Source organism: Streptomyces sp. NBRC 110028, assembly GCF_001417735.1.
Lineage (GTDB): Bacteria > Actinomycetota > Actinomycetes > Streptomycetales > Streptomycetaceae > Streptomyces.
The window spans coordinates 437,745-463,191 of sequence record NZ_BBUZ01000025.1; the positions used below are offsets into that span (position 1 = coordinate 437,745).

A 25,447-nucleotide genomic window follows, 5' to 3' on the forward strand; every position below is an offset into this window, starting at 1 on the left:
TCGCCTCCATGATCGTGGCGATCAGTATCGGCGCGGTCGGCGTCCCGGTCGGTGACGTGTGGGGGATCGTCCTGCACCACGCCACCGGCGCGGGGGCGGCGCCCTCCGATCCGGCGCTCGACCAGATCGTCTGGAACTTCCGGACCCCGCGGGTGGTCCTGGCCGCCTTGGCCGGCGCGGGCCTTGCCGTCTCCGGGGCGGTGCTGCAGACGGTGGCGAAGACGCCCCGCGGGACGACAGCCGAGCCGAGGGCGTGCGCCCGCGTCATGCCCCGGAGCCGGCGCGGGCACCATCCGTGAGCGCCACCTCGACCAAGGAGAACAGCTGATGCCGCCGCGTGTTCAGAACGTCCTGCGGGACCTTGTCCGGGCGCGGGAGGCGGGCGTCACCGCCTCCCATCCGTCCCCGTCCGGCATCCCGTCGGCGCCCCACCCGCTGCGCCGCCCGCGACGCCCTCGACAACCGCATCGCATGCGCGGACTTCGACTTCTGAGGGCACCGGCCGTGCTCTGCGCGGCCGGTCGCGTGCTGTTGTCCGCCGGCGGTGCTCCGGCCTACGTCCACACCGCCCTTCAGGAGACGTCACCGGCCCCGGGGCCAAGGTCGGCACCGACACCCGGGTCATCGCGCTGACGTTCGGCAGTCTGCTGAAGGGAACCGTGCCGAAGGTCTCCGTGGCCGGACCGGACGGCAAGCCGCTGCCCGTCGGCGAACCCGTCGTGGTCCCGGGCTCCACCGTGTGCGCGGCGGTGAACGGCTTGCCGGCCGGTGTCGACTCCCTCACGTACACGGTGCCGGCGGTCGACGGCGACGCGCAGACCAACCGCTTCCTCTTCCAGGTGACGAAGGTCGCGAGGGCGGCACCAGTGCCCGCCGCGTGCCGAGGCGGGCGGTTGCCGAGCCCGCCGACTGAAGCAGGCCGGCGGCTTCCTGGAGGGACACGGGACCGCTGTCGTCGGTGCCTCAGCAGCAACCGCCGTGCTCGTTGTACGCAGGAGGCGGCGAGACGGTACGGCCGTGGGCGGCGGTGACACCGTGACCGGGTGAACGACGCTGGACATCACGCCGGGTGCTCGCGGCGGCCAGGCCGAGGGCAGGCCGAGGGCACCGCCGTGGAGTGGGGGCGGACCGCGCACACCGGCGACAGCGTGAAGCCCCTGGCCCAGCAGGTGGCTGCTGCCCGGACGGAACACCCGAAGGGCACGCTGACCGCCTTACGCTCGGGCAGCGGTGACGCGACACCACCGATTGGATCGTCACCCGGACCCGCAGCCTGTGGCCCGTCGGCCGCGCTCGCCCCGGACCGGCGGCGCCCTTGATATGGGTGCCCCTCGTCCGGCCCGAAGGCCGGGCATCCGTCGTGTCAAGGAAGCGCGACGGCCCCCACCGAAATGGGGGCCGATCGACCGTACCCGCCAGGGGGCCCGGGGGTACCGTTCTGAGTGTCTAGGTCAGAGCGGAGTTCAGCATGCCACAGAGCAATGAGGAACACACCGGCGCACGGATCGCGGACTACCGGAAGCTGCGTCAGCTCACACAGACCGCCCTTGCGCAACGAGCTTTCCTCTCCCGGGGCACGATCGCCAAGGTCGAACGGGGCCTGGCGCCGGCCACGCCCTCTGTCGTAGCGGCCGTCGCGCGAGTACTCCAGGTCGACATCGCCGTCCTCCACGGGCAGCCGTACATGTCCGAGCTGCGGCAGGACCATCTCGACCGTCTGATCTCCCCATTGTCCGAGGCGCTCGACATGTACGACCTCGGGCCGGACCCCCACATCATCCCCAGGCCCATCGACCAGGTAGAGAGCGACGTTCGGGCGCTCTGCGACGGGGCCTCAGCCACCGAGTACAAGGTCATCGGCTCGAAGCTGCCTGGCCTGCTCGGCGAACTCACCACCATGGTCAGCCTCCTGTCCCCAGGCGATGACTACCGGCGCGCGGCCTCGTCGCTGAGCTGGTGCTACTGGGTCGCCTACGAGTTCGCCTATCGGGTCGGCTACCACGACCTGGCGTCCATCGCACTGGAGCGCATGGGTTGGATGGCGGAACAGGCACAGGACCCGCTGCTGCTCGCCATCCGCCTGAACAAGCGGTCGAGCATGCTGCTCCGGCGAGGCAACAACCAGATGTCGCTACAGGTCATCACCCGTGGCCATCTCCTCATCGACCAGGCCGAGCGGCCCGAATCCGTGGACGCTCTCGCGGTGACCGGGAGCTTGCACCTTGCGTCGGCCATCGCGGCTGCCCAAGCGCGCGACGCTGATGCCGTCACTGGGTACATGGGCCTCGCGCGCGAAGCGGCCAAGAAGATCGGCCGGGACGTGCCGGACGTCTACTGGTCGTCGTTCGGCCTGACCAGCGTGCAGCACTTCGACATCGCGACCAACGTGGAACTGGGCGAACTCGGCGAGGCGGTGAAGCTGTCCAAGAAATTACACTTCCCAGACACACATCCGCGGATGCGTGTTGGCAGGTATTACATCGAGATGGCCCGCGCCTACGCGCAAATGGGGAAGACGGAGCCTGCCGAGCGGTTCCTGCTCCGGGCCCGCAAGGTCGCTCCGCAGCAGGCCCGGTATCACCCGCTTATGAGGGAGACGATCGGCGTCCTGGTGCGCCGTCAGCGGCGGGCGCCTGAATCCCTGTCCTCCTTGGCCTCATGGGTCGGCATGTAGCAGTCCTGAGGGGCGCCATTGTTCCGTATCTGGGAACACTGACGGCTTCGCAGATCGGCACGATGTGACGGTCAGCACACCGTCCGTACATGGAGTCGACCATGACGACCCGCCCCCTGCCGTGGACACCGCCGAACACCGAGGACATCGAGGTGTTACCGGTGGGCACATGGTGGGACGCCGTATCCGCACCCACAGCGGTGGCGGACCGCGCCCTGAAACTCCTGGGTCCGGACACCGGCGCCGTGATCCAGGACGACACCTACGGCAAGACGTACTGGCTGATCGGAGTCGACACGGCCCGCAGCTGGTGCATCCGGCAGGTCCGCGTCCTCACCTCGCTCATCGGCGAAGGGACCCTCCTCGGTATCCCGCCCGTCTCGTGGACGACCGGCCACGACACGTACTGGCGGGTGCCCTTCCGCATCGACCGCTGCCTGACCGACGCCCAGCAGCTGCGCGAGGCCCTGGCCCAGGCCGCCACGGATGTCCTCGGTCCGCGCCCGGATGGCCGCCAGCTCTGCTACCGCTGCCAGCTGCCGACCGACGAACCGGTCCCGGTCACCGTCGAGCACAGCGGCAGCGTCGCCGGCGCGACCGTCTACGCCTGCCCCACCCACGCCCGGGACTACCCGCGCGACGCGATGGCCCGGGCCACCGCCCAGCATCGTGCCCTCGACCGGGGCAGGGCCCGATGACGGCCGCCGAGGAGACCGTCGACCGGCGCGCCGACGAGGCGTGGCGCGCGGCCATCGAACACGCCGCGGGCTGCCCGGCCTGCCAGACGCCCGGCGGCGGGTGCAAGACCGGGGAACAACTGCTGCGCGCCTACGAGGAGGCCACGCGGCAGGCCCGGGCGGACGGTGAGCCGTGAAGCACCGCCGACAGGGACGGGCCGAGCAGGTCGCGCTGCTCGGCTTCCGCGCCGCACGGATGGGGCTGCTGCTCAGCTCGGCCGCCGCGCTGCCGGCGCTCGTGGTCTACCTCTGCGCCGCGGGCGATCCGGCCCCATAGACCGGGCGGGCCGCCGGGCGTCTGGGCCCCCGTCCCGGACGAGCCTCGGCGGCCCGCCCCCTGCCCCCTGTGGCCGGATGTGCGGCGGCCGGCCACAGGGAGACGGGACTCCGGCACCAGCCAGGCATCCGCGCCGGAGCCCCGCCTAAGTCGCCGCCCCATCGGGAAAGGCACGCATCACCAGCAGGCGAGACACCATCAACGCAGCCAAGACCAGCCGGGACGTGCACCCGTCCAGCAATCAGGCAGCCCGCCAGGGCGACCTGGCCGACCGGCACGTCAGGCAGACCACACACGTCTGTGACGACGGCTGCGCAGGGGTTGGTCTTGCTGGGGAGGCGACGCCACGGGTCAGCCGGGTTCACCGGTCACGACTAGCGATCTTCCGCGAGGGCTGCTGGCGTTTGAACACTCCGTTGGCCGTCGTTCCTGCTTCCAGCTCTTCAGGCAGCTCAGCTGCACAGACCAGCTCTTGTCAGCGTCTGGTGATAGACATTCCACTAGCCATCGTGAATCAAGCCGGTAGAATTGATTCAGAAGGAGGTGCTACGTGGATCTCAAGCTTGTGGGGGAGCGGATCCGCCGCGAGCGCGAACGGGCTGGACTCAGCCAGCGCGACCTCGCTGCTCGCGCTCACCTCTCCCAGTCAACCTTGACTCGCATCGAAAACGGCGCCCGCGCCAGCGTTACGCTCGCTGAGCTGGATCGCCTCGCGGTTGCCCTGGATGTCCCTGTGCGGCTGCTGGTCAGCGGGAACCCTGTCCGCAGCAGAGTCCGCATTGCGGCGAGGGCCAACGACGTGGTGAATGAGGAGCGCGAAGCGGCCCTGCGGCACACGCTTGAGGTGCTTGAGCTCGATGCCCGCCTGGACAGGCTTGGGCCTGCCGCAGCCCATCAGCGCAAGCCGGACGGCTTTCTATCCGTGCCGGACGAGCGGCTGCCACGGGAGCAGCAGGCCAGAGAGCTGGCGCAGCAGGTACGGACGGCTCTCAAGCTCGGCAGTGCACCGATCGCTGACGTGGATGAGCTGATCGAGCAGCTCACCGGCGTCGATACAGCAGTGCTGCGGCTGCCGAAGACAACGGACGGATTCACCGCCACAGATCCAGAGCGTGAGACCACACTCATCGCGGTCCGCGCCTGCGACGTCCCAGAACGCCAGCGGTTCAGCTTTGCTCACGAGCTTGGGCACCTGCTGTGGAACGACGGCGCCCAAGTGCATGAGCTGGACGATGGACGAACCCCGGGAGAGCGGCGATGCGATGCCTTCGCCCGCCACCTCTTGGCTCCAGAGGAAGGAATCAAGACCTGGCTAGCAGCCGAGAAGCTTTCTGAAAATTCCCGTATAAACGAACGCACGGTCGCACTCCTGGCGCGCCACTTCCGCGTGAGCTTCATCGTCATCCTCATCCAGCTCGAAGCAATGATGCTGATCACGGAAAGGCGGAAAAAGGAGCTGCGAGGTCCGACCGGCGCTCAGCTGGCACAGCGATATGGCTGGGGGCCGGCATATAAACAAGAACAGGCAGCCGCTGAAGCGGTAAGGGCTCCGCGGCGTATCCTTGAACGTGCTGTTGAAGCGTACCGGCAGAACATCATTGGAGTCCGCGCTCTGGCCATGCTCGAAGGGCGCAGCCCGGAAGAAGCGGAAGCCAGACTCAGGGAAGCTGGCATACTTCCCAGCCCTCCGAACCCCCAGCGCGCTAACCTCTCAAGGCTTGTTGCTCGCGGGATGGCGAAGGACTAGTAGAGTCGTCCCGGCGGAGGCGTCGAAGAGGTGGGGGATTGTCCGAGGAGCAGATAGAAGCATCCAGCGAGGATGCTTCGCCGGAGCAACGGGAACCTGTCTGCATTCTGGACGCGGTTATCTGCGTGCACTTCGTCGGCGCAAACCTCCAACGCCTTCTTGTGGACGTGCTGCAGAAGGCTGACCTGGTACTCCTCGTGCCGCAGGAAGTCTGCGACGAGGTCGTACGCAAAGACCGGAAGTACCAGGGGCTCAAGCTCAGGTGGACACGCTTCACAAGCAGTGACTGCGTCGAGGTCCTCCCTGCACTCCAGGCCCAGTCTGCACCGGACCGTGTGGTTGAGGTCTTCGTGGAGGTGCGAGGCCGTCAACTTGAAGATGCACTCCGGGAGTCGAAAGATCTCGGTGAGGCAGTCGTCGTAGCTCACGGAGTGCACTACCAGGACCAGGGTCACGAGGTCTTAGTCGCCATCGATGACCAAGGCGGCCAGGCTCTCGCGGCAGAGCGCGATCTCCACGTCATCACCGTGGAAGACGTTCTGGGGCTTGCTGTCGAATTCGGAAAATTTTCAACCGAAGGTGATCTTAAGAAGGCCTACGAAAAGCTCCGAAAATTCGGAGACGGGTTGCCGTCGTACGGGTATACGCCACTGCCGATTCGTTTCAAGGAGTGGCGGGAGCGAAACGCAGGGGAGTAGTTTCGGGTCGGCCGTGACGGATCACAGTAAATTTCCCCATTGGTTGTCGATGGGACACTGGTTGCATCTACTCCTAGTCGGAGCGGCTGAAAAACATTCCGTTCCGGTGGGTGTGGCAAGCACATGAAATCCGCCCGCCGCAGTTCAAGGCGGTCGCGGTCGCGCTGTACCAGTCGCGGCCCGCAGTGCGACCAAGGAACCGGTGGAGCAGACCCGCGGTAGAGCCCGGCCAGCCGGGTTCGGTGTGCCGCGGGGCGGGAGTTCGAGCCTCGTGCCGCGCCTGGCGCAGTGGGACGACGAGCCGGTCACCGCGGCCGCCGGGTGGCTGATGCCGAAGCCCGGCTCGTAGGCGCTCAAGGGGTTGACCGGTGCCGGAGCGGCCCTTACTGTCCTCGCACCCTCGCCGGTATATCGATTAACCAATCCGTTAACCGCCCTGGTTGGAGACATCCGTTGTGCGCTCACGCCTGAGTCGGCGCGGCTTTCTCGCCGCCGGGTCCGGATTCACCGCCGCGACCACCCTGCCCGCCCTGTCCGGCTGCTCCGCGCTGGCCGCCGCGGATTCCGATCCCCATACGCTCGTGGTCCACAGCCAGCTGGGCACCACCGCGCCGGGCTCCCCGACCTATCTGGCCGCCCTGCGGCGCTTCCGCGCCGAGAACCCCGGGCTGAAGGTCAAGAACCTCGTCAACGGCGACGATCTGGCCCAGGTCTACGAGACCTCGCGGCTGGCCCGCAAGGAGCCGGACGTGGTCATGGTCAACCTGTACGACAAGACCCTGGCCTGGACGGATGTGGGCGCCACGGTCGACGTCATGGGCTACTTGGACGACTGGGGTCTGCGGGAACGCGTCCTGCCGGAGGCCCTGACGTCCTGGACCGACGGGAAGGGGCGGCTGCGGGCCTTCCCGTACTTCGCCACCAACTGGCCCATCGCCTACAACACCACGCTGCTGGAGCGGGCCGGGGTGGACGGGATACCCCGTACCGGCGACGCGCTGATCGGTGCCGCGCGGAAGCTGCGCGCCAAGGGCATCGGCCCGGTGACCGTCGGCGGCAACGACTGGACCGGGCAGAAGCTGCTGGCACAGATCATCCAGACCTTCCTCACCGAGGACGAGGCCCGGCACGTGTTCACCACGGGCGACTTCAGCGGGAGCCGTGGCGCGCGGCAGGGGATCGACTACTTCGTGGAGCTGCGCGACGCCGGTGTCTTCGTCGACAAGGCGCAGGGCCTCACCTCGGACTCGATGACCACCCAGTTCAACACCGGCGCCGCGGCCATCGAATCCGCGATGTCCTCGGCGCTGGCCGAGGTGCCGGAGAAGGTGGCGCGGCGGACCGAGGTGGGCGGCTGGCCGCTCGCGCCGGGAGCGGCCCACGACAAGCCCACGATCCTGCGTACCTACACCCTGATCGGCTTCTGGATCAGCCCCAACGGCACCAGGAAGATCGAGGCCGTGCGGAAGTTCGTGCGCTTCATGTACCGGCCCGGCACCGTGGCACGGTTCATCGAGGAGAGCGGCCGGGACATGGCCCTGCGCACCGGCACGGTGAGCACCGGCTTCCCGCTGGTGGCCGCGGCGCAGCGGCTCGGCGGCCGGGTGAGCCAGGCGCTGCTGCCGGATGTGTACGTGCCGCCCGTCGCGACCCAGCCGCTCATCACCGCGACGAGCACGTCCTTCACCCGCGGGACCGGCGCCGCGAAGGTGCGCACCGCCCTCGAAGCCGCCTACCGCGGCGCGTGAGACCCCCTCCCCGTCTGCCCGAACCTTCCGGGAGCCACCCCATGACGACGCTGACGCCCACCCGGGGCGGGGCCGCCTCCCGGCGCCCGGTCCCGTCATCGTCCGCACCGCGCCGCGTGCGGCGCGACGGCGGCACGATCCTCGCCGTACCGGCCCTGGTCTGGTACCTGGTCTTCATGATCGGCCCGATGGCCGCCATCTTCGTCGTCGCCGCCCTGCGCTGGCCGGGGATGCTGCAGCCGGTCACGTTCGCCGGGCTCGGCAACGTCCGTACCGTCCTGGACGATCCGGTGTTCTGGGAGGCGGTGCGCAACACGGCCGTGCAGCTGGCCGTGGCGCTCCCGGTGATGATCGTGTGCGCGTACATGCTCGGCTACTACGTGGCGCAGCGGCCACCGGGGCACCGGGTCATCCGGTATCTGCTGTTCGTCCCGGGGCTGATCTCCACCCCCGCCAAGGCGATGGTGTTCTACGCCGCCCTCTCCCCGGACGGCCTGGTCAACGGGGCGCTGGGGGCGGTGGGGCTGGAGTCGCTGACCGACGCGTGGCTGGCGTCGCCGTCGACGGCGCTGGGCTGTCTGATCGCCCTGGACCTGTGGAGCGGCATCGGCTTCACGGCCGTCCTGTTCGCCGCCCGCCTGTCCAGCGTGCCGGACGAGGTCGGGGAGGCCGCGCAGCTGGACGGCGCCGGGCACTGGCGGACCATGTGGCGCGTCCACTTCCCCGTCATCCGCGACTACGTGGCCGTGGTGACGATGCTGCAGTTCCTGTGGACCCTTTTCGGCTCCGCCCAGAACGTCCTGCTGCTCACCATGGGCGGCCCCGGCGCCTCGTCCACGACGCTGTCCTTCCTCGTCTACCAGAAGGCGTTCATCGCGGCCGACCTCGGCTACAGCCAGACCGTGGGCGTGCTCCTCTTCCTGGCCGGACTCGTCGGCCTCCTGCTCATCCGCCGCACCTTCCGCCAGAACTACTGATGGGAGCCGCCACCATGAAGCTCGGCAAGTCCTGGCTGCCCGCACACGTCCTCGTGTGGACCTATGTGGTGCTGCTGGTCGTCCCGCTCTACTACTTCCTGGCCTCCGCCTTCAAGACCAACGAGGAGATCTTCGCCAGCCCGTTCGCGCCGCCGTCGTCCCTGGATCCGGGCAACTTCTCCACCGCCTTCCACCGCGCCGACCTCGGCCTCGCGGTCGTCAACTCCGGCCTGGTGACGGTGGCGTCGCTGGTCCTCACACTCGCGCTGGCCATCCCCGCCGCGTTCGCGCTGGCCCGCTCCACGGGGCGGCTGGCCTCGGCGCTGGAGAAGGTGTTCTCGCTCGGTTTCCTCATCCCCACCTTTGCCGCGCTCTTCCCGACGTTCCTGCTGGCCGCGGCGACCGGACTGTTCCACACGCGCACCTTCATGGTGCTGTTCCTCCCGGCCACGGCGATGCCGCTGTCGGTGGTGATCCTGGTGCAGTTCATGCGGACCGTGCCCGCGGAGATGGAGGAGGCCGCCCGCATCGACGGCGCCACCACCTTCGCCGTCCTGCGCCACGTCTACACGCCGATGTGCCTGCCGGGGATCGCGACCGTGCTGCTGCTGAACTTCCTGACCTTCTGGAACGAGTATCTGTACTCGCTCGTCATCATCGGCCCGGACCCCGCTCAGCGCACCGTGCAGGTGGCGCTTCCCACCCTCAAGGCCATCACGGGAACGGACTACGGTGTGCTCACCGCGGGCACGATCCTCACCCTCGTACCGGTGTGGGCCGTCTACACCGTGCTGCAAAAGCGCATGCAGCGGGCGCTCATCAGCGGGGCGGTGAAGATGTGAGCACGGTGCCCGGCCAGGGTGTCCAGGGGCGGCGGCCCACCATCAAGGCCGTGGCCGCCGTCGCGGGCGTATCGACCGCCGCGGTCTCGCAGGCCTTCAACAACAAGGGGCGGCTCTCCGAAGCCACCAGGCGCCGCATCCTGGACGCCGCCGTGGACCTCGGCTGGTCGCCGAGCGCCCCGGCCGCCGCGCTGCGCAGCGCCCGCACCCGTACCCTCGCCCTCGTCGTACGCCGCCCCACCGATGTCCTCGGCGCGGACCCGCACTTCAGCGAGCTGATCACCGGCATCGAGGGGGAGCTGGCGCCGCGCGGATACGGGCTGCTCCTCCACCTGGTCACCGATGTCGACGAGGAGAGCACACTGTACGAACGCCTGGCGGCCGAGGGCCGCGTCGACGGTGCCGTGCTCACCGACGCGCGCACCGACGACCCCCGGCCCGCGCTGCTGACCCGGCTCGGCCTGCCCGCCGTCATGCTCGGCGCGCCCGACCCGGACGCGGCCGTGCCGGGCGTCGGCCTGGGACACCAGGGCGCGGGCGTGGGCGAGGTGGTCGGCCATCTGCTGGGGCTCGGCCACCGGCGCGTCGCCTATGTGGCGGGACCGGCCGAACTGCAGCACACCCGGCTGCGCCGCCGCCACTTCGAGGAGGGCCTGCGCACCGCGGGGCTGCGGCCCTTCGCCGTCCTGCACACGGACTTCTCCGAAGCGGCGGCCATCGCCGCCACCGAAGCCCTGCTGGACGCGGCGGACCCGCCCACGGCCATCGTGTACGCCAACGACTCCATGGCGGTGTGCGGCATCGGCGCCGCACAGCGCACCGGCCTGCGGGTCCCGGCCGACCTGTCCGTCGTCGGCTACGACAACCTGCCGATCGGCCGCTGGCTGCACCCGCGCCTGACCACCGTCGACCAGCAGGTGCGGCAGGTCGGCGCGGCCGCCGCGCGGCTGCTCCTGACCCGCTGCGGCGAGGACGCCGGGGACGCCCGGCTCGACGGGCGGCCCCGCCTCGTCGCCCGCGACTCCACCGGCCCCGCGCCCCGCTGATTCGAATACGCGACAGATGGAGAGCCCATGCGACGCCACAGCGCCCAGCTCACCCACCACCCCGCCGTCCTGCCCTGGCTCGGCGCCAACTTCTGGTCCCGCACCGGCGGGCCCCTGATGTGGCGCGACTACGACCCCACGACGGTCCGCGAGGAGCTGGGGGTGCTGCGCGAGCACGGTCTGACCATGACCCGCTCCTTCTTCTACTGGCCCGACTTCCATCCCGAACCCCACCGGATCGACGAGGGCTTGTGCGAGCGCTTCCGCGACTTCCTGGACGCGCACACCGAAGCGGGCATGGCCACCATCCCGACGTTCATCGTCGGCCACATGTCCGGCGAGAACTGGGATCCGGCCTGGCGCGGCGGCCGCGACCTGTACGAGGACGTGTGGATGGTCGGCCGCCAGGCGTGGTTCGTGTCGCAGATGACCCGCCGCTTCACCGACCACCCGGCGGTCACCGGCTGGCTGATCACCAACGAGATGCCGGGCTACGGCCGCGTCTACCAGGTCGATCCGCCCTCCAGCGACATCGTCACCGCCTGGGCCCAGGCCATGTGCAACGCGGTGCGGGCGGCCGGTGGCACCCAGCCGGTGTCGCTCGGGGACGGCGCGTGGGGCATCGAGGTGACCGGCCGGGACAACGGCTTCTCGCTGCGGGAGACCGCTGGTTACGTCGACTTCGTGGGCCCGCACGTCTACCGCTCCGACACCGACCGGGTACGACAGCATCACCGCGCCGCCTTCGAGTGCGAGCTGGCCGCGGTGACCGGCGCGCCCGTCGTGCTGGAGGAGTTCGGGGTGTCCACCGATACGGTGTCCGCCGAGAACGCCGCCGTGTACTACCGCCAGACGCTGCACAACTCCCTCCTCGGCGGGGCCACCGGATGGATCGCCTGGAACAACACCGACTACGACGACCTGTGGGACCGGTCCCCGTACGACCACCACCCCTTCGAGATGCACTTCGGCATCACCGACTCCACCGGCGCGCCCAAGACCCCGCTGCTCGAACTGCGCTCGTTCGCGGAGGTGCTGCGGCGCGTGGACTTTCCGCGCTGCCGCCGCTCGGACACGGGCGCGGCGCTGGTGGTGCCCGCGTTCCTGGAGCGCGCCTACCCCTACAGCCGCCCCGCCGACCGGCCGCTCATCTTCACCTCGCTCCACCAGGCGTACGCCGCCGCGCGCGCCGCCGACCTGCCGGTGGGGCTCACCCGTGAGACGGACGGCCTGGCCGGTGACGCCGCGCTGTATCTGCTGCCCTCGACGCGGCAGCTGACCACCCGCACCCGGCGCGCGCTGGAGCGGCGGGCCCGCGACGGCGCCACCGTGTACCTCTCCTTCTGCTCCGGTGAGCACCCGGGCACCCGCGGCCCCTGGTTCGACGGCCTGGACGCGCTGTTCGGGGTCGAGCTGCAGCTGTCGTACGGGGTGGCGGAGCCCATCGAGGACGACACCCTCGCCATGACCTTCACCGAGGACTTCGGCCCGCTGGCCGCCGGGGAGACGCTGCGGTTCCCCGTCGCGGGCAACGAGGACTCCCGCGCCTACCTCCCCGTCGTCCCCCGCGGCGCCCGGGTGGTGGCCACCGACGCCCACGGCCGGCCCGCGCTCCTGGTCCACGACACCGGCCGTGGCCGCACCGTGCTGGCCACGTACCCGCTGGAGCACATGGCGGCGCGTACCGCCCACGTCAACCCCGAGCAGACCCACCGGCTGTACGCGGCGCTCGCCGAACTCGCCGGTGCGGCCCGGCCGGTGACGGTCGACACCCCGTACGTCGGCGCCGATGTGCTGGTGCACGAGGACGGGCGGCGGTTCGTGTGGCTGGTCAGCCAGTCGCCGGAGGCGTTGACGGTACGGCCGGTGGCCGACGGGGAACCGCACGACCTCGCGACGGGCGAACCCGTCGCCGAGATCGGGCTGGACCCGTACGGTGTGCGGGTCCTGGAGCTGATCTGAGCGGTACCGGCCGTGTGCCGGGGCGTCGGCCGCGGACGCCCCGACGCCCCGCCCGGAGCCGTCCGGCCGGGGCCCGGAGGAGTCCCCGGTCAGTCGAGGCAGAACTCGTTGCCCTCGGGGTCGGCCATCACCAGGTGCCCGGTGCCGAGCGGGGGAGCGGGCTCGTGGCGCTCCAGCCGGGTGGCGCCGTGGGAGATCAGCCGTTCGGCCTCCGCCTCCAGGGCCGCCATCCGCGCCTCGCCCTCCAGCCCGGGCGCGGCCCGTACGTCGAGGTGCACCCGGTTCTTGGCCCGCTTGCCCTCCGGCACCCGCTGGAAGAACAGCCGCGGCCCGGAGCCGTCGGGGCCGAGCAGCGCGCAGGCGTCGTTTCGCCTCTCGGGCGGCACACCCATCGCCTCCAGGGCCTGATCCCAGGACTCGAAGCCCCCGGGCGGGGCCTGCACCCGGTAGCCCAGGGCCTCGGCCCAGAACGCGGCCAGCCCGGCCGGGTCGGCGCAGTCGAAGGTGATCTGTACGTCGCGGGCCATCTCAGCTCGCCTCCCGTGGGGTCCGATGGGTGTGCGGATGGAGGTCGCGCGGCAGGCACACCTCGGACAGATAGTGGATCATCTCGCGGTTGATGTGCGGCACGCGCGCCGCCATCGGAAGGTCGGCGTACGGCCCCTCCGCCGCCCCGCACGGGCGGGACCCGGCCCGCACCGGGGCGGGGGTCTCCATCTGGTCGGTCATGTGCGCAGCCTCGCGCACCTTGCGGACAGGATCGTTCCGCGATCGGCGGAAGGATGCCCAGGGAGATTCACGGATCCGTTCGACTACGCTCACTGGCGACTACGTTGAAAAAAGCTTCTCGTTCCGCCCTGTACGAAGGGGACGATGCATTGACTGTGGACAGCCTCGCGGGCCCCGAAGCCCAATGGCAGACCTCCCGGGCGAAGGCGCTGTGCTACCGCGGACCGCGTTACGTCACCGGCGCGGACCTCGTCCGAATCGCCCGCACCCTGGCCCTTGAGCCGTGGCACTTCACGCAGACCGCGCCGGCCGCCGCCAACGATCCGACCGGGGTGGTGCTGGACAACGCGCGGCGCCGGGTGAACTTCCGGGTGGCCAACGCCGCCCACGGCTGCGTCTTCCACGTACGCACCCTGGAGGGCACCGGCCGCTGCGGGCTGGGCGAACTCGCCCCCGTGTCCTGCCGCATGTTCCCCTCGCTGCCCGGTGCGACGGCACAGCGCGCGGACGGGCCCGGACACCGGCTCGACGAGGAGGAGCTGGCCGAGGCCGAGCGTCAGTGGACCGCCGACAGGGACCACTGGTTCGAGCTGGTCGCCCGCTGGAACAAACTGGCCGGGGAGGCCGAAACCCCGCCGGACGCCGAGGACTTCCAGCGCTACCTGCTGGAGGCGCAGGCCGCGCGCGAAGCCGGCGCCCCCTGGCCCGAGGACGTGGTTGTGTGAGCGGCGGCGGACTGGCGGGCTGCGCCGACTGCGGGGGCAGGTGCTGCCGGGAGTACATCGTCCATGTGACCATCGCGGACGTCCGCAGGCTGGCGACCGGAATGGCCGTCCACCCCAGGGAGTTCGTCCACCTGAAGGAGGGCAAGGAGGACGGCAGCGGCGACTTCCGCTTCCGGCCCGGCGGTCCGCTGTACGACCTCCACCTCCGGCACCGGCCGGATACCAAGGGGTGCGTGTTCCTGATGGAGATCGCCCCCGGCAAGGCCCGGTGCGGCGCGTACGTCCACCGCCCGATGGTGTGCGCCACCTTCCCGGCCGCGCTCGACCAGGGCTCGGTGGGCATCCGTGCGAAGACCCTGTGCGGCGGCCCGGACTCCTGGAACCTCGCCGCCATGGACCTGGTCGCCTACCGGCGCGACATCACGCGCAACCGGGCGGCCTGGCGCGAGCACCTGGACCTGGCGGAGCGGTGGAACGCCAGGGTCGACGCCGGTGAGCCGGGGCTGACGCACGAGGACCTGTACGAGTTCATCCTGGCCACCGCCCCCGGGGAGGACACGGAGGCCGTCTCCGCGTAAGACGGCCTCCCCGGAGCGGCGGCGCCGGTCAGCCGGCGGGTTGCGCGGAGCCCGCCGGCAGGTCGCCGGGCAGCAGCAGCCGCAGGTCCTCCAGACCGGGCGCGGCCATGGTGCCGATGCGCCGGGCCTGCCGCGTCATCATCGCCTCCAGCAGCTGGCGGGCGGTGCGCGCGTTGCCGAAGGAACGATCGCGCGGGATGAGGTCCACATAGGCGCGCAGCGCCGCCAGCGTCTCCTCGGGGCAGTCGTAGCCGGAGGCGGCCGCGTAGCCGCTCATGATGGTGACCAGCTCCTCCGAGTCGTAGTGCTCGAACTCGACGGTGCGGCTGAAGCGCGAGGCCAGACCGGGGTTGGAGGCCAGGAAGCGGTTCATCTCCTCGGTGTATCCGGCGGCGATGACCACGACCTCGTCCCGGTGGTCCTCCATGAGCTTCAGCAGGGTGTCGACGGCCTCCTGACCGAAGTCGGAACCCGCGCCCTCGGGGGTGAGGGTGTACGCCTCGTCGATGAACAGCACCCCGCCGAAGGCGCGCTCGAACACCTCCTTGGTGAGCTGCGCGGTGTGTCCCACGTAGCGGCCGACGAGATCGGCGCGGGCCACTTCCACCAGCTGACCGGTCTTCAGCACACCGAGGGAGTGCAGCAGGTCCGCGTAGAGCCGGGCGACGGTGGTCTTACCGGTGCCGGGCGGGCCGGAGAAGATCAGATGGTGGCTGATCTTCGGGGTGGGCAGGCCCGCGGCCTGCCGCTGCCGGGTGGCCTCCAGCAGGTTGACCAGGTCGGTCACCTCGTGCTTGACCGCGTTCAGGCCGACCATCGCGTCCAGCTCGGCCAGCAGGTCCTTGGAGTTGCGGGGGGTGTCCGCCCCGCCGGTGGCCGTGTCGGCGGCGACGTCCTCCGGCAGCAGCAGCGTGAGGTCCGCCTCGGCCGGATTGGCCATCGATCCGAGGCGGAACGCCTGCCGGTCCACCATCTCCTCGAACACCCGGCGCGCCGCGCGGCCGTTGCCGAACGTGGAGTCGCGCGGCATCCGCTCGTAGAGGCGGCCGAGGGCGCCCAGGGTGCTCGGGTCGAGTTCGTACCGGTGGGCCTCGCACATGGACTCGGTGATGGTGACCAGTTCGTCCACCGAGTAGTTGGCGAACTCGATGGTGCGGGTGAACCGGGAGGCCAGACCGGGGTTGGAGCTGAGGAAGGTGGTCATCTGGTCGGTGTATCCGGCGGCGATGACGACCACGTCGTCGCGGTGGTCCTCCATGAGCTTCAGGAGGGTGTCGATGGCCTCCTGGCCGAAGTCGGCACCGGAGCCCTTGCTGTCGGAGAGCAGAGTGTACGCCTCGTCGATGAACAGCACCCCGCCCAGCGCCTCGTTGAACGCCTCGGTGGTCTTGATGGCCGTACCGCCGATGATCTGGGCGACGAGATCGGCCCGGGAGACCTCCACCAGATGGCCGGAGCGCAGCACGCCGAGGTCGGCGAGGATGCCGCCGTAGAGCCGGGCGACGGTGGTCTTACCGGTGCCGGGCGGGCCGGAGAACACCAGGTGGCGGCTCATCGGCGGGGCGGGCATGCCGAGGCTGGCGCGGCGCTGGGCGAGCTGGTTGAGGTTGATCAGGGTGCGGACCTGGTGTTTGACGTCGGCCAGGCCGATGAGCGACTCCAGCTCCTCCAGCGGGCCGTCCGGCGTCTTCGCTCCGCCGCCCGGGGCCGCTTCGGCGCCGGTTCCGCCGGCGGTCTCGCCCCAGGCGTCCTCGGCCACGTTACCGCTGCTGTCCAGCCCCTCGACGGTGAGCCGGTCGCTGGGGCGGGACTGCTTGAGCCCCGCGCCGCGGTTGTCCCGGGTGCTGCAGCCGGTGAGGGTGACCTTCTCGGCGCTGTCGACGCGGATGCCGTCGCCGGTGCTGCCGGTGACCTGGCAGGCCTCCAGCGTGGCCCGGGCGCCCTCGGCGACCAGGGCGCCGTGCGCGCCGGACTCGGCCAGGTTGAGGCGGTGCGCGGTCACCTCGCCGCCACCCTCCACGTGCAGGGCCGAGGTGGCGCTGGAGCGGACCTCGCAGTCGCTGAGGGTGCCGCGGCCCCCGGAGCCGACCGCGATCCCGGCCTGGCCCGTTCCGCGCACCGCGCAGTCGCGGATGTCGGGGGCGCCGCCGTCGACGATGCGGATGCCGGCGCCCTCCGCGTTCTCGATCGTGCACACCTCAAGACGCCCGCGGCCGTCCTCGGCCACCTCCAGGCCGTGGCCGCGGGCGTCGGCCACCCGCACCCGGCTCAGCAGCGGATTGGCGTTGGTACGGATGGAGATGCCGACCCCGGCGGCGTCGGCCACCTCCAGCCGGTCGAACTCCGCCGAGGACCCCTCGGCCAGCAGCACGGACGCGGTCTTGTCGGCGCAGTCGCGCACGGTGGTGCCGGTGAGCAGCGGCGCGCTCGATCCGATCACCCGGATCGCGGGGGCGGTCGCGGTTTCGAACGCGCAGTCCTGGAAGGCGCCACGGGAGCGCTCGGTGACGGCGAGTCCGTTGCCCTTGGTGCGGGAGGTGACACAGCGCAGCAGTTCCGGGTCGGCACCGGAGGAGAGGACGATGCCGGGGCCGGAGGTGTCGGTGACCGTGACCTCTTCGAGGGTGGGCCGGGAGCTGCTGGTGATGTAGATGCCGACCGAGGTGTCGTGCACGCGGGCGCGCAGCACATGGGTGGAGCACTTGCCCTCCAGCGCGATGGAGGGCTTCTCGGTGCGCGACACGTCGCAGTCCTCCACCCGGCCCTGCGCCTCGCCGTTGGCGAGGATGCCGTTGCCCTGGGCGTCCCGCACCCGGCAGCCGCGGACGGTGGTGCGGGCCTGCTCGCCGAGGACGATGGCGGAGGTGCCCAGGTGCTCGAAGACCGAGTCGGCCACCACGCTGCCGGTGGGCGCGGTGTCCACGACCCCGGCGCCCTCGGGGTTGGAGATCCGGCAGTCCCGGATGGCCACCGAGCCGTTCTCGCGGGCGAGGACGGCCGTCCAGCCCGAACCCACCACGGTGCAGCCGTCCATGGCCACCTGGCCCCGGGGCGCGTCCACCACCGGCAGGTCCTCGTTGCCGCCGCGCAGGGTCAGGTCGGTGAGCATCACCGCGTCCGCGACGAGCACCACGGCGGTGCCCCGGGGCGGGCAGATCTCCACACTGCCGCGCTCCCCGTCACCGGCGATGGTGATGCGGGTGCGGACCGTGAGGTTCTCGCGGTAACGGCCGGGCCGGACGCGTATCACCGCTCCTGCGCGCGCCTTCTCCAGGGCCTCGCCGATCGTCCGGAAGCCCTCCGGCTGGTCCGGACCGACCGTGAGCAACTGCCGTGACACGCTGGGACCTCCTCGTTGTGATGCCGCCGCCCACCCTCGGTGCCCGAAGCCCGGGCTTGCCGGAAGCCGGGGAGGGAGGGACGCACGCGGGGAAAGGCTACGGGAACCGCGGCACCCTCATCCAGGTGTCTCCGGCGCCGGTCCGCGGGACCGGCCGTGGACCCGCTCCGGGTCCTACCACGGTAGTTGGTACCCGGTGCACGTTACCCCGTGGTGATGTCCTGCGCGTATCGTGCGCGCCATGCGACGTGCTCGTTCTCCTCGCCGTACGACGGCACGGGCGGTGGCCGCCGCCCTGTTGGCCACGGCACCCCTGGCCGCCCAGGCTCCCCCCGCTGCCGCGGACTCCGTCGAACTGCCCGCCATCCCGGCCGTCCTGGCCCCCGACGAGCCGTGCACCAAGGCGTCGGGCGAGACGGCCCGTGACGAACCGTGGACGCGGCAGGCGCTGGGCCTGAGCCGCGGCTGGCGGCTGGCGGACGGCCACGGCGTGACCGTGGGGGTGGTGGACACCGGTGTGGGGAAGGACATCCCCGCCCTGGCCGGCCGGGTCACCACGGCCGGCGGCGCGGGCACCGACTGCGTGGGGCACGGCAGTTTCGCCGCCGGCCTGATCGCCGCCGCGCCCGGCAAGGGCTCGGGCGTGGCGGGCGCGGCGCCCGCGGCGCGGATCCTCGCGGTGCGCGGTACGGACAGCCGGGGCAACCCCACGGCGGAGCGGCTGGCGAGCGGGATCCGGGCCGCGGTCGACGGCGGCGCGAAGGTCGTCTACGTGGGGCGCGCGGTGCCCACCGGCAAGGCCGTGCTGACCGCCGCCGTGGCGTACGCGACGCGGAACGACGCCCTGGTCGTCGCCCCGTTCGCGCCGGACGCGATGCCCGACGACCCGGAGACCAACGAACCGGCCGAACCCGCGCCCTGGTACTGGCCCGCGGACGCGCCCGGGGTGCTGTCGGTCATGGACTACGGCCCGGACGGCACCCGCCCGAAGAACGCGCCGGAGAAGGAGGGGGCGGACCTGGCGGCGGCGGGGGACGCGGTGGTCAGCGTCGGTCCGAGCGGCTCCGGCCACTTCATCGGCTCCGGCTCCTCGCTGGCGGCGGCGAACGTCGCCGGGGCGGCGGCGCTGGTGCGTGCGCGGCATCCGGAGATGAGCGCCGCCGAGGTGTCCCGACAGCTGGTCACGGCGGCCTATCCGGCGGTCCCGCCGCGGCTGGACCCGTACGCGGCGCTGACCACCGTCCTCACCGACCGGCAGGGCACCACACCCCGTCCGGCGCCCGCGAAGATCCCCCCGGCCGCCTCCCCGCAGCCGCTCCACCGCGCGCTGCTGATCGCGGGCGCGGGCGGCGGAGTGGTGCTGCTGGTGGCGGCCGCCGCGGTGGTGATCCCGCGCGGCCGGGCGCGGGGCTGGCGCCCGGCGGGCCAGGAGGACCGGCCGGCGGTCTGAGACCACCCGGACCGCGCGGATCTCCGCCGCGAATTCTGGGGATTCCCCTAGACATCCGCACCGGATTTTCCTCCGGCCGGGCGGAGATCCCGACCGGATGAGCCCACCGGATACCCCGGCCGGATACCCGGACCGGAACCCCGGCCGGATACCCGCCGGACGCCATCGCCGGAATCCTCGCGGGAATTCCCGCCGAGAACGGGAACCGCCCCCGGTGCCGAGCACCGGGGGCGGTTTACGTTTACGGGTTTTACTCCTCGTGAGCGGCTTACGTGGCCGACGTGTCCACCAGCGCCGTCTGGACCTGGGCGATCTTGCGCCGGGCGACCCGGATGGCCCGGCCGGGGTTCAGGCTCCGCCCCTTGACGTTGCCCAGCAGATAGCCCTCCGAGGGCGGGCAGGACAGTAGCAGGGCGGGCGTGTTGACCTCCAGCAGCCGCCGCATGAGCATCTCGTTCAGCCCGCGCCCGGCGCCGGACGCGGAGCGGGTGACGATGATGTGCAGCCCGACCTCCCAGCCCAGGGCGAGGTGGTTGAGCAGCGGGTCGAACGGCGAGTTGCCGATACCGGCGCCCAGCATGTCGTAGTCGTCGATCAGGATGAACAGCCGCGGCCCGGGCCACCAGTCGGCCTGCTTCATCCGGCCCGGGGCGATGTCCGGACCGGGCACCCGGGTCTGTACCGCCCGGGCGGTCCCGTCGATCATGTCCTTCAGTGCTCCCATGGACACCGCGTGGCCCAGCCGGTACTCCTCCGGCACGGCCTCCACCAGGTCACGGCGGTAGTCCACGAGCACGATCTGCGCCTCGGCGGGGGTGTACCGGTCCATGATGGACTTGGCCATCAGCCGCAGCAGGTTGGTCTTGCCGCTCTCGGTGTCGCCCACCACGACCATGTGGGGGCTCTCGCTGAAGTCGTGCCAGACGACCGACAGCCGCTCCTCCTCCAGGCCGATCGGCACCCGGAAGTCGCCCCCGGCCGGGGGCAGCTGGTCGGCGGGCAGCTCCGTCGGCAGCATCCGCACCCGCGGGGCCGCCGGGCCCGGCCAGCTCTCCTTGATCGCCGACACCAGACCGGACACCCCGTCCGACAGGTCCTCGGCCGACTCCATCCCGTCGATGCGGGGGAGCGCGGTGAGGTAGTGCAGCTTGCCCTCCCGGGTCAGGCCGCGGCCCGGGACGCGCGGCACGGTGGCGGCGCGGCGGTTGTCGATCTCGGAGTCCATGGCGTCACCCATCCGCAGCTCCAGATGGGTGCCGGCCTGGTCGCGCACCGCCGCGGTGAGCTCCACCCAGCGGGCGGTGGTCACGATGAGGTGGATGCCGTAGTTCAGGCCGCGGGAGGCGATGGAGGCGAACGTCTGGATGTTGCGGTCGTAGTCCTGGCGCACCGTGGACCAGCCGTCGATCACGAGGAACACATCGCCGTGCGGCTGGTCCGCGAACTCGCCCGCGGCCCGGCGGCGGCGGTACGTCGCCATCGAGTCGATGCCGTGGGTCAGGAAGAACCGCTCGCGGTCCGCCAGCAGCGAGGTGACCTCGGAGATCGTACGGCCCACCCGCTCGGAGTCCAGCCGCGCCGCGACACCGGCGGTGTGCGGCAGTTCGGCCAGCGGAGCCAGCGTGCCACCGCCGAAGTCCAGACAGTAGAACTGCACTTCGCGCGGGGTGTGAGTGAGGGCCAGCGCGGTCAGGATGGTGCGCACCATGGTGCTCTTGCCGCTCTGCGGACCGCCCGCGATGGCGACGTGGCCGCCGACCCCCGACAGGTCGATGGTCAGCAGGTCGCGCAGCTGCTCGAAGGGCTTGTCCACGATGGCGATCGGCACCGTCAGCCGCCCGCGCAGCGGCGAGCCGACCGTGGTCAGCCCCAGCTGCGGATCGGGCGTCAGCGGCGGCAGCACCTGGTCCAGCGTCGAGGGCAGGTCCAGCGGCGGCAGCCACACCTGGTGGGCGGCGGGGCCGGCGCCCAGCAGCCGGTCCACGGCCACCGACAGCAGGGTGTCGCTGGTCTCCTCCTCCGGCTCCGGCTCGGGCTCGGGGACATCGGGGAGCTGGCGGGGCACCACGTAGCCGGACGTCCACGGCACCGTCTGGCTGGCCACCCGGGCCTGGTTCACCCGGCTGCGCCGCTGCTGGTACGGGCCGGAGACATACGCGGCGCGGAACCGGGTCAGCGCCTCCACACCCGACTTGAGGTAGCCGCTGCCGGGCTGCGGCGGCAGCTGGTAGGCGTCGGGCACGCCCAGCACGCCGCGGCTCTCCATGGCGGAGAAGGTGCGCAGACCGATGCGGTACGACAGATGGCTCTCCAGCTGGTGCATCCGCCCCTCGTCCAGCCGCTGCGAGGCGAGCAGCAGATGGACGCCGAGGCTGCGCCCGAGCCGTCCGATCATCACGAACAGTTCCATGAACTCGCGGTGCGAGGCGAGCAGCTCACTGAACTCGTCGACGATCACGAACAGGCTGGGCAGCGGATCCAGCGGGGTGCCCGAGGCCCGTGCCTTCTCGTAGTCGAGGGCGGAGGTGTAGTTGCCCGCCGAGCGCAGCAGCTCCTGGCGGCGGATCAGCTCACCGTGCAGGGCGTCCTGCATGCGGCCCACCAGCGCGGCCTCCCCGGCCAGGTTGGTGATCACCGCGGAGGTGTGGGGCAGTTCGTCCAGGCCGAGGAAGGTGGCGCCACCCTTGAAGTCCACCAGGACGAAGTTGAGTGTTTCCGAGGAGTTGGTCAGCGCGAGGGCCAGCACCAGGGTGCGCAGCAGCTCGCTCTTGCCGGAGCCGGTGGCCCCGATGAGCATGCCGTGCGGCCCGGTGCCGCCCTGCGCGGACTCCTTGATGTCCAGCTCCACCGGGGTGCCGTCGGGGCCGACCGCGATCGGCACCTTGAGCCGGTTGGACCCGGTGGCCTGCTTCCACAGGGCGTCCGGGTCGTGGCGGTACAGGTCGGAGATGCCCAGCAGGGTGGTCAGTTCGACGTCCGAGGACAGCGGCTCGGCGACCTCGCCGCCCATGCCCATCCGGTACGGGGCGAGCCGCTTGGCCAGGGCCGTGGCGCCGACCGGCCCGAAGGTGTCGGGGCGGCCGAGCCGGGTGGTCTGCTCCTTGCGCTCGCGGTCGGTGCGGACCAGTTCGAAGGAGTCCTCGCTGACGTCGAAGCGCAGGGTGACCCGCCCCGGGCGCCAGGTCAGCGCGCCGGTGAGGTCGAGCACGACGCAGTTGCGGAAGCCCGCCCCGTCCAGTCGGTGCCGGCCGGGGACGGCGCCGCCGTCCACCACGATCACGGTGAACGGCTCGTCGCGCCCGGTCGAGGCGTCGGGGTCGAACGAGGGCCGTTCCATGAACTCCGCGCCGAGCAGGTCCTCCAGCTCGTTGAGGGCGGAGACGAACATCCGGGCCGACCCGGCGCCGTCGTTCTCCTGGGGGTGGAGGTTGTGGGGGAGCCACTTCACCCACTCCCAGTCCGCGCGCCGCTCGTCCGACACGCACAACGCCACCCACACGTCGTCAGGGGCGTGGAAGGTGGCCAGCTGGGCGATGATCGCGCGGGCGAGGGAGCGTATCCGCTCCTCGTCGCCCCGGAACAGCACCCGCGCCCAGGCCCGCAGATAGATGGCGATGGGCTGTTCGGGCACGGTGGAGTAGGCCCGCATGAAGCTGCGCAGCGCGTGTGCCGTCAGCGGCTCCAGGTCCTCGACCGGGGTGGTGGCCGTGGGCGTCAGCCGCAGGCCCAGTTTCTGGTCCCCGACGGCCACCCGGATCTCGCCGAAGTCCTCGTCCTGCGGTCGGCGTTCCCACAGCCGGGTGGTGCCCGCCAGCGACCACAGGGCCGAGGGCGGGGGGTGCCGCCACGCCAGCGCCTTTTGCTGATCGGTCACGGCGGTACGGACCTTGCGCCGGATCTGGGTGAGATAGCGCAGGTAGTCGCGGCGCTCACCCTTCAGACGCTGTTTGCGCTCGCTTGTCTTGCGCATCATCTGGCCGAGCATCATGGCGGCCGAGGACAGCACCATCAGACCCATGGCCAGGTACATGAAGTGGCTGCTGCCGCCGCCGCTCATGCCCGGTCGCATGAACATCAGCATCATGGACACCGACATGAGCGCCATCGGCAGATAGGTCCAGATGGCGGAGCTGTCCGGAACCACTTCGGGCAGCGTGGGAGGTTCCTGCAGCTTCAGCTCGCCGTCGGGCATTTCGGGGCCGCGCCGACGCGCCGGGCGGCGGAACAGGACCACACTCAAGGAACGGTCTCCTCACGGGGGGACAACAGTGGGGGCAACGCTCTCGGCCGGTGGCGTATCGTCGCGTCCGCACAGACAACCGGAATCCAACAACTGTGCAACTCGGTATACCAGTACCTGGCCGAGGCCAGTAATGTGCACCCTCCCGGAGACACATGTGGTACGCACATAAGCTGGTGTCTCATCAGCATCATCCGTCCCACATCATTCCGTCACAACGGAAACCCGGGAACCCCCTCGCAGACCCCCGGAAGAAGCGTGAGCCAGCCCGATGACCGATAACCAGGTGGCCGGTCTGTGTCGCCTGACCGTACGCGCGCCGGCGAAGACCATCGACCTCGCGGTCCCGTCCGACGTCCCGGTGGCCGACCTGCTGCCCGCCGTCCTCGGCTACAGCGGTGACGACCTCGCGGAGACCGGTATCGACCACGGGGGCTGGGTGCTGCAACGCCTCGGTGGCGAACCGATGGACGAGGAGCGCACTCTCGACTCCTACGACCTGCGCGACGGGGAGACGATCTACCTCCGGCCGCGGATGGACGCACTCCCCGAGGTCCACCTCGACGACCTGGTGGACGGCATCTCCACCACCATGCAGGACCGGCCGCACGGCTGGTCCCCGCTGGCCAGCACCCGGCTGCTGCGCGGCTTCGCGGTGACCGCCCTGGTGGCGGGCCTCGCTGTGCTCGCCCTGCCCGGCGGCTCCCCCTGGCTGCGCGCCCTGTGCGCGGCGGCGGCCGGAGTGCTGCTGCTCGCCGGGGCCGGCTCGGCCAGCCGCGCGGTCGGCGACGCCGCAGCCGGCGCGGTCCTCGGCTTCATGGTCGGCCCGTACCTCGCACTCGCCGGATGGCTGCTGCCCGGCGGCGACTTCGGAGGCCCGCACAGCCACGAGGTCCTGGGCGCCCGGATGCTGGCCGCCTGCGCCGCGGGCGCGGGCGGCGCGATCGTCGCGCTCGCCGCGGTGGCCTCCTTCGCCGCGCTCTACCTCGGTCTCGCCGTGGTCATGGCCTTCGGCACCCTCGCCGGGGCCCTGATGGTCATCACCGACCTGGGACCGGCCCACGCGGCCGGCATCCTCGCCCTTCTGGCCGTCATCCTCGGCGCGTTCGTTCCCTCGCTGGCCTTCCGGATGTCCGGCATGCGCATGCCGCCACTGCCGACCAACGCCCAGCAGCTCCAGGAGGGCATCGAGCCGCACGCCACCTCCGTGGTCGCCGCCCGCGCGGTGCTCGCCGACGGCTGGATGAGCTCGCTGTACGGGGCCGTGGGCGCCGTTTGTGCCGTCTGCCTGGCCGTGCTCACCCACGACGGCGGACTCCCCGAGGTCATCATGTCCGTCGTGCTCTCCCTGCTGCTGTTGCTGCACGGACGCGGTCTGGGGAACGTATGGCAGCGGCTTTCCCTCTTCCTCCCCGGGGCCGGAGGTTTCCTCCTCATGGTCCTCTTCAACGCCCTGTCCTACTCGTCGGGCCGCCGGCTGCTGCTGGTGGCGAGCCTGCTCGCCGCCACCGCGGGCATCGCCATCGCCTCGTGGACCGTGCCCGGGCGACGGCTCGTGCCGTACTGGGGCCGGGCGGCGGAGATCCTGCACACCACCGCCGCCATCGCCCTGCTGCCGCTGGCCCTGTGGGTGCTCGGGGTGTACGGCGCCCTGCGCGGCCTGAACGGCTGACCGCC

General features: G+C 71.2%; 19 protein-coding genes and 1 pseudogene. 16 read left to right on the plus strand and 4 right to left on the minus strand.

The features are described 5' to 3' along the window. Positions 1-8: 8 nt before the first annotated feature. The 12 genes and pseudogenes from ASC60_RS14610 to ASC60_RS14665 form a co-directional block, all read left to right on the plus strand. Positions 9-227: pseudogene (locus tag ASC60_RS14610) on the plus strand (iron chelate uptake ABC transporter family permease subunit); the annotation flags it as partial. Between the two features lie 1,241 nt (positions 228-1,468). Further along, complete coding sequence (locus ASC60_RS14615) at positions 1,469-2,674, plus strand: helix-turn-helix domain-containing protein (protein ID WP_055550783.1); 1,206 nt, start codon at positions 1,469-1,471, stop codon at positions 2,672-2,674. 101 nt (positions 2,675-2,775) lie between these two features. Then, positions 2,776-3,372 (plus strand): hypothetical protein, encoded by a 597-nt coding sequence (locus ASC60_RS14620; RefSeq protein WP_055550785.1) that lies wholly within the window; start codon positions 2,776-2,778, stop codon positions 3,370-3,372. After that, a complete protein-coding gene (locus ASC60_RS14625) occupies positions 3,369-3,548 on the plus strand; it encodes a hypothetical protein (RefSeq protein ID WP_055550787.1) in 180 nt (59 codons plus the stop codon). Before ASC60_RS14620 ends, ASC60_RS14625 begins: the two co-directional genes overlap by 4 nt. After that, positions 3,545-3,688: a hypothetical protein gene (locus tag ASC60_RS42210; RefSeq protein WP_199830956.1), complete on the plus strand. Its 144-nt coding sequence runs from the start codon at positions 3,545-3,547 to the stop codon at positions 3,686-3,688. The genes ASC60_RS14625 and ASC60_RS42210 overlap by 4 nt, the downstream gene beginning before the upstream one ends. A gap of 550 nt (positions 3,689-4,238) precedes the next feature. Beyond that, positions 4,239-5,435 carry an XRE family transcriptional regulator gene (locus ASC60_RS39180; protein WP_079038396.1) on the plus strand — a complete coding sequence of 399 codons (1,197 nt, stop codon included), beginning with the start codon at positions 4,239-4,241 and terminating at the stop codon, positions 5,433-5,435. Between the two features lie 38 nt (positions 5,436-5,473). Continuing rightward, the gene (locus tag ASC60_RS41665; RefSeq protein WP_159043264.1) at positions 5,474-6,133 is read left to right on the plus strand and encodes a hypothetical protein; all 660 of its coding nucleotides are present in this window, start codon (positions 5,474-5,476) and stop codon (positions 6,131-6,133) included. Between the two features lie 455 nt (positions 6,134-6,588). Then, the gene (locus ASC60_RS14645) at positions 6,589-7,881 is read left to right on the plus strand and encodes an ABC transporter substrate-binding protein (RefSeq protein ID WP_055550795.1); all 1,293 of its coding nucleotides are present in this window, start codon (positions 6,589-6,591) and stop codon (positions 7,879-7,881) included. Between the two features lie 41 nt (positions 7,882-7,922). Next, positions 7,923-8,858, plus strand: coding sequence for a carbohydrate ABC transporter permease (locus ASC60_RS14650; RefSeq protein WP_055550796.1), 936 nt, complete (start codon positions 7,923-7,925; stop codon positions 8,856-8,858). 14 nt (positions 8,859-8,872) lie between these two features. Continuing rightward, positions 8,873-9,700, plus strand: coding sequence for a carbohydrate ABC transporter permease (locus ASC60_RS14655; RefSeq protein WP_055551120.1), 828 nt, complete (start codon positions 8,873-8,875; stop codon positions 9,698-9,700). A 5-nt stretch (positions 9,701-9,705) separates the two neighbouring features. Beyond that, the gene (locus ASC60_RS14660) at positions 9,706-10,746 is read left to right on the plus strand and encodes a LacI family DNA-binding transcriptional regulator (RefSeq protein ID WP_055551122.1); all 1,041 of its coding nucleotides are present in this window, start codon (positions 9,706-9,708) and stop codon (positions 10,744-10,746) included. A gap of 27 nt (positions 10,747-10,773) precedes the next feature. Beyond that, entirely contained in the window at positions 10,774-12,708 is a 1,935-nt protein-coding gene (locus tag ASC60_RS14665) for a cellulase family glycosylhydrolase (RefSeq protein WP_055550798.1), read from the plus strand. A gap of 89 nt (positions 12,709-12,797) precedes the next feature. Here the strand turns inward: ASC60_RS14665 and ASC60_RS14670 are convergent, their stop codons facing one another. Together ASC60_RS14670 and ASC60_RS14675 are read right to left on the minus strand one after the other, a co-directional pair. Then, the gene (locus ASC60_RS14670; protein WP_055550800.1) at positions 12,798-13,235 is read right to left on the minus strand and encodes a VOC family protein; all 438 of its coding nucleotides are present in this window, start codon (positions 13,233-13,235) and stop codon (positions 12,798-12,800) included. A gap of 1 nt (position 13,236) precedes the next feature. Beyond that, a complete protein-coding gene (locus ASC60_RS14675; protein WP_055550803.1) occupies positions 13,237-13,437 on the minus strand; it encodes a hypothetical protein in 201 nt (66 codons plus the stop codon). A gap of 155 nt (positions 13,438-13,592) precedes the next feature. Here ASC60_RS14675 and ASC60_RS14680 point away from each other — a divergent pair, with 155 nt between their 5' ends. Further along, the gene (locus ASC60_RS14680) at positions 13,593-14,162 is read left to right on the plus strand and encodes a hypothetical protein (RefSeq protein ID WP_234356956.1); all 570 of its coding nucleotides are present in this window, start codon (positions 13,593-13,595) and stop codon (positions 14,160-14,162) included. Beyond that, complete coding sequence (locus ASC60_RS14685) at positions 14,159-14,740, plus strand: YkgJ family cysteine cluster protein (protein WP_055550807.1); 582 nt, start codon at positions 14,159-14,161, stop codon at positions 14,738-14,740. Before ASC60_RS14680 ends, ASC60_RS14685 begins: the two co-directional genes overlap by 4 nt. Positions 14,741-14,768: 28 nt before the next feature. On the opposite strand, the gene ASC60_RS14690 is transcribed toward ASC60_RS14685, so the two are convergent. Beyond that, positions 14,769-18,080 carry a right-handed parallel beta-helix repeat-containing protein gene (locus ASC60_RS14690; RefSeq protein WP_055550809.1) on the minus strand — a complete coding sequence of 1,104 codons (3,312 nt, stop codon included), beginning with the start codon at positions 18,078-18,080 and terminating at the stop codon, positions 14,769-14,771. A gap of 241 nt (positions 18,081-18,321) precedes the next feature. Here ASC60_RS14690 and ASC60_RS14695 point away from each other — a divergent pair, with 241 nt between their 5' ends. Beyond that, the gene (locus ASC60_RS14695; protein WP_079038398.1) at positions 18,322-19,530 is read left to right on the plus strand and encodes a S8 family serine peptidase; all 1,209 of its coding nucleotides are present in this window, start codon (positions 18,322-18,324) and stop codon (positions 19,528-19,530) included. 268 nt (positions 19,531-19,798) lie between these two features. Here ASC60_RS14695 and eccCa read toward each other — a convergent pair whose 3' ends face one another. After that, positions 19,799-23,764 carry a type VII secretion protein EccCa gene (eccCa, locus tag ASC60_RS14700; RefSeq protein WP_079038399.1) on the minus strand — a complete coding sequence of 1,322 codons (3,966 nt, stop codon included), beginning with the start codon at positions 23,762-23,764 and terminating at the stop codon, positions 19,799-19,801. A 277-nt stretch (positions 23,765-24,041) separates the two neighbouring features. Between eccCa and eccD the strand changes: the two genes are divergently transcribed. Continuing rightward, on the plus strand, positions 24,042-25,442 hold the full coding sequence (gene eccD, locus ASC60_RS14705; protein WP_055550813.1) for a type VII secretion integral membrane protein EccD: 1,401 nt from the start codon (positions 24,042-24,044) through the stop codon (positions 25,440-25,442). Positions 25,443-25,447 lie beyond the last annotated feature (5 nt).

Coding starts and splice junctions, on each gene's coding strand:
- ASC60_RS14615 (WP_055550783.1), top strand. CDS start 1,469: ATGCCACAGAGCAATGAGGAACACACCGGCGCACGGATCGCGGACTAC.
- ASC60_RS14620 (WP_055550785.1), top strand. CDS start 2,776: ATGACGACCCGCCCCCTGCCGTGGACACCGCCGAACACCGAGGACATC.
- ASC60_RS14625 (WP_055550787.1), top strand. CDS start 3,369: ATGACGGCCGCCGAGGAGACCGTCGACCGGCGCGCCGACGAGGCGTGG.
- ASC60_RS14650 (WP_055550796.1), top strand. CDS start 7,923: ATGACGACGCTGACGCCCACCCGGGGCGGGGCCGCCTCCCGGCGCCCG.
- ASC60_RS14655 (WP_055551120.1), top strand. CDS start 8,873: ATGAAGCTCGGCAAGTCCTGGCTGCCCGCACACGTCCTCGTGTGGACC.
- ASC60_RS14665 (WP_055550798.1), top strand. CDS start 10,774: ATGCGACGCCACAGCGCCCAGCTCACCCACCACCCCGCCGTCCTGCCC.
- ASC60_RS14670 (WP_055550800.1), bottom strand. CDS start 13,235: ATGGCCCGCGACGTACAGATCACCTTCGACTGCGCCGACCCGGCCGGG.
- ASC60_RS14675 (WP_055550803.1), bottom strand. CDS start 13,437: ATGACCGACCAGATGGAGACCCCCGCCCCGGTGCGGGCCGGGTCCCGC.
- ASC60_RS14695 (WP_079038398.1), top strand. CDS start 18,322: ATGCGACGTGCTCGTTCTCCTCGCCGTACGACGGCACGGGCGGTGGCC.
- eccD (WP_055550813.1), top strand. CDS start 24,042: ATGACCGATAACCAGGTGGCCGGTCTGTGTCGCCTGACCGTACGCGCG.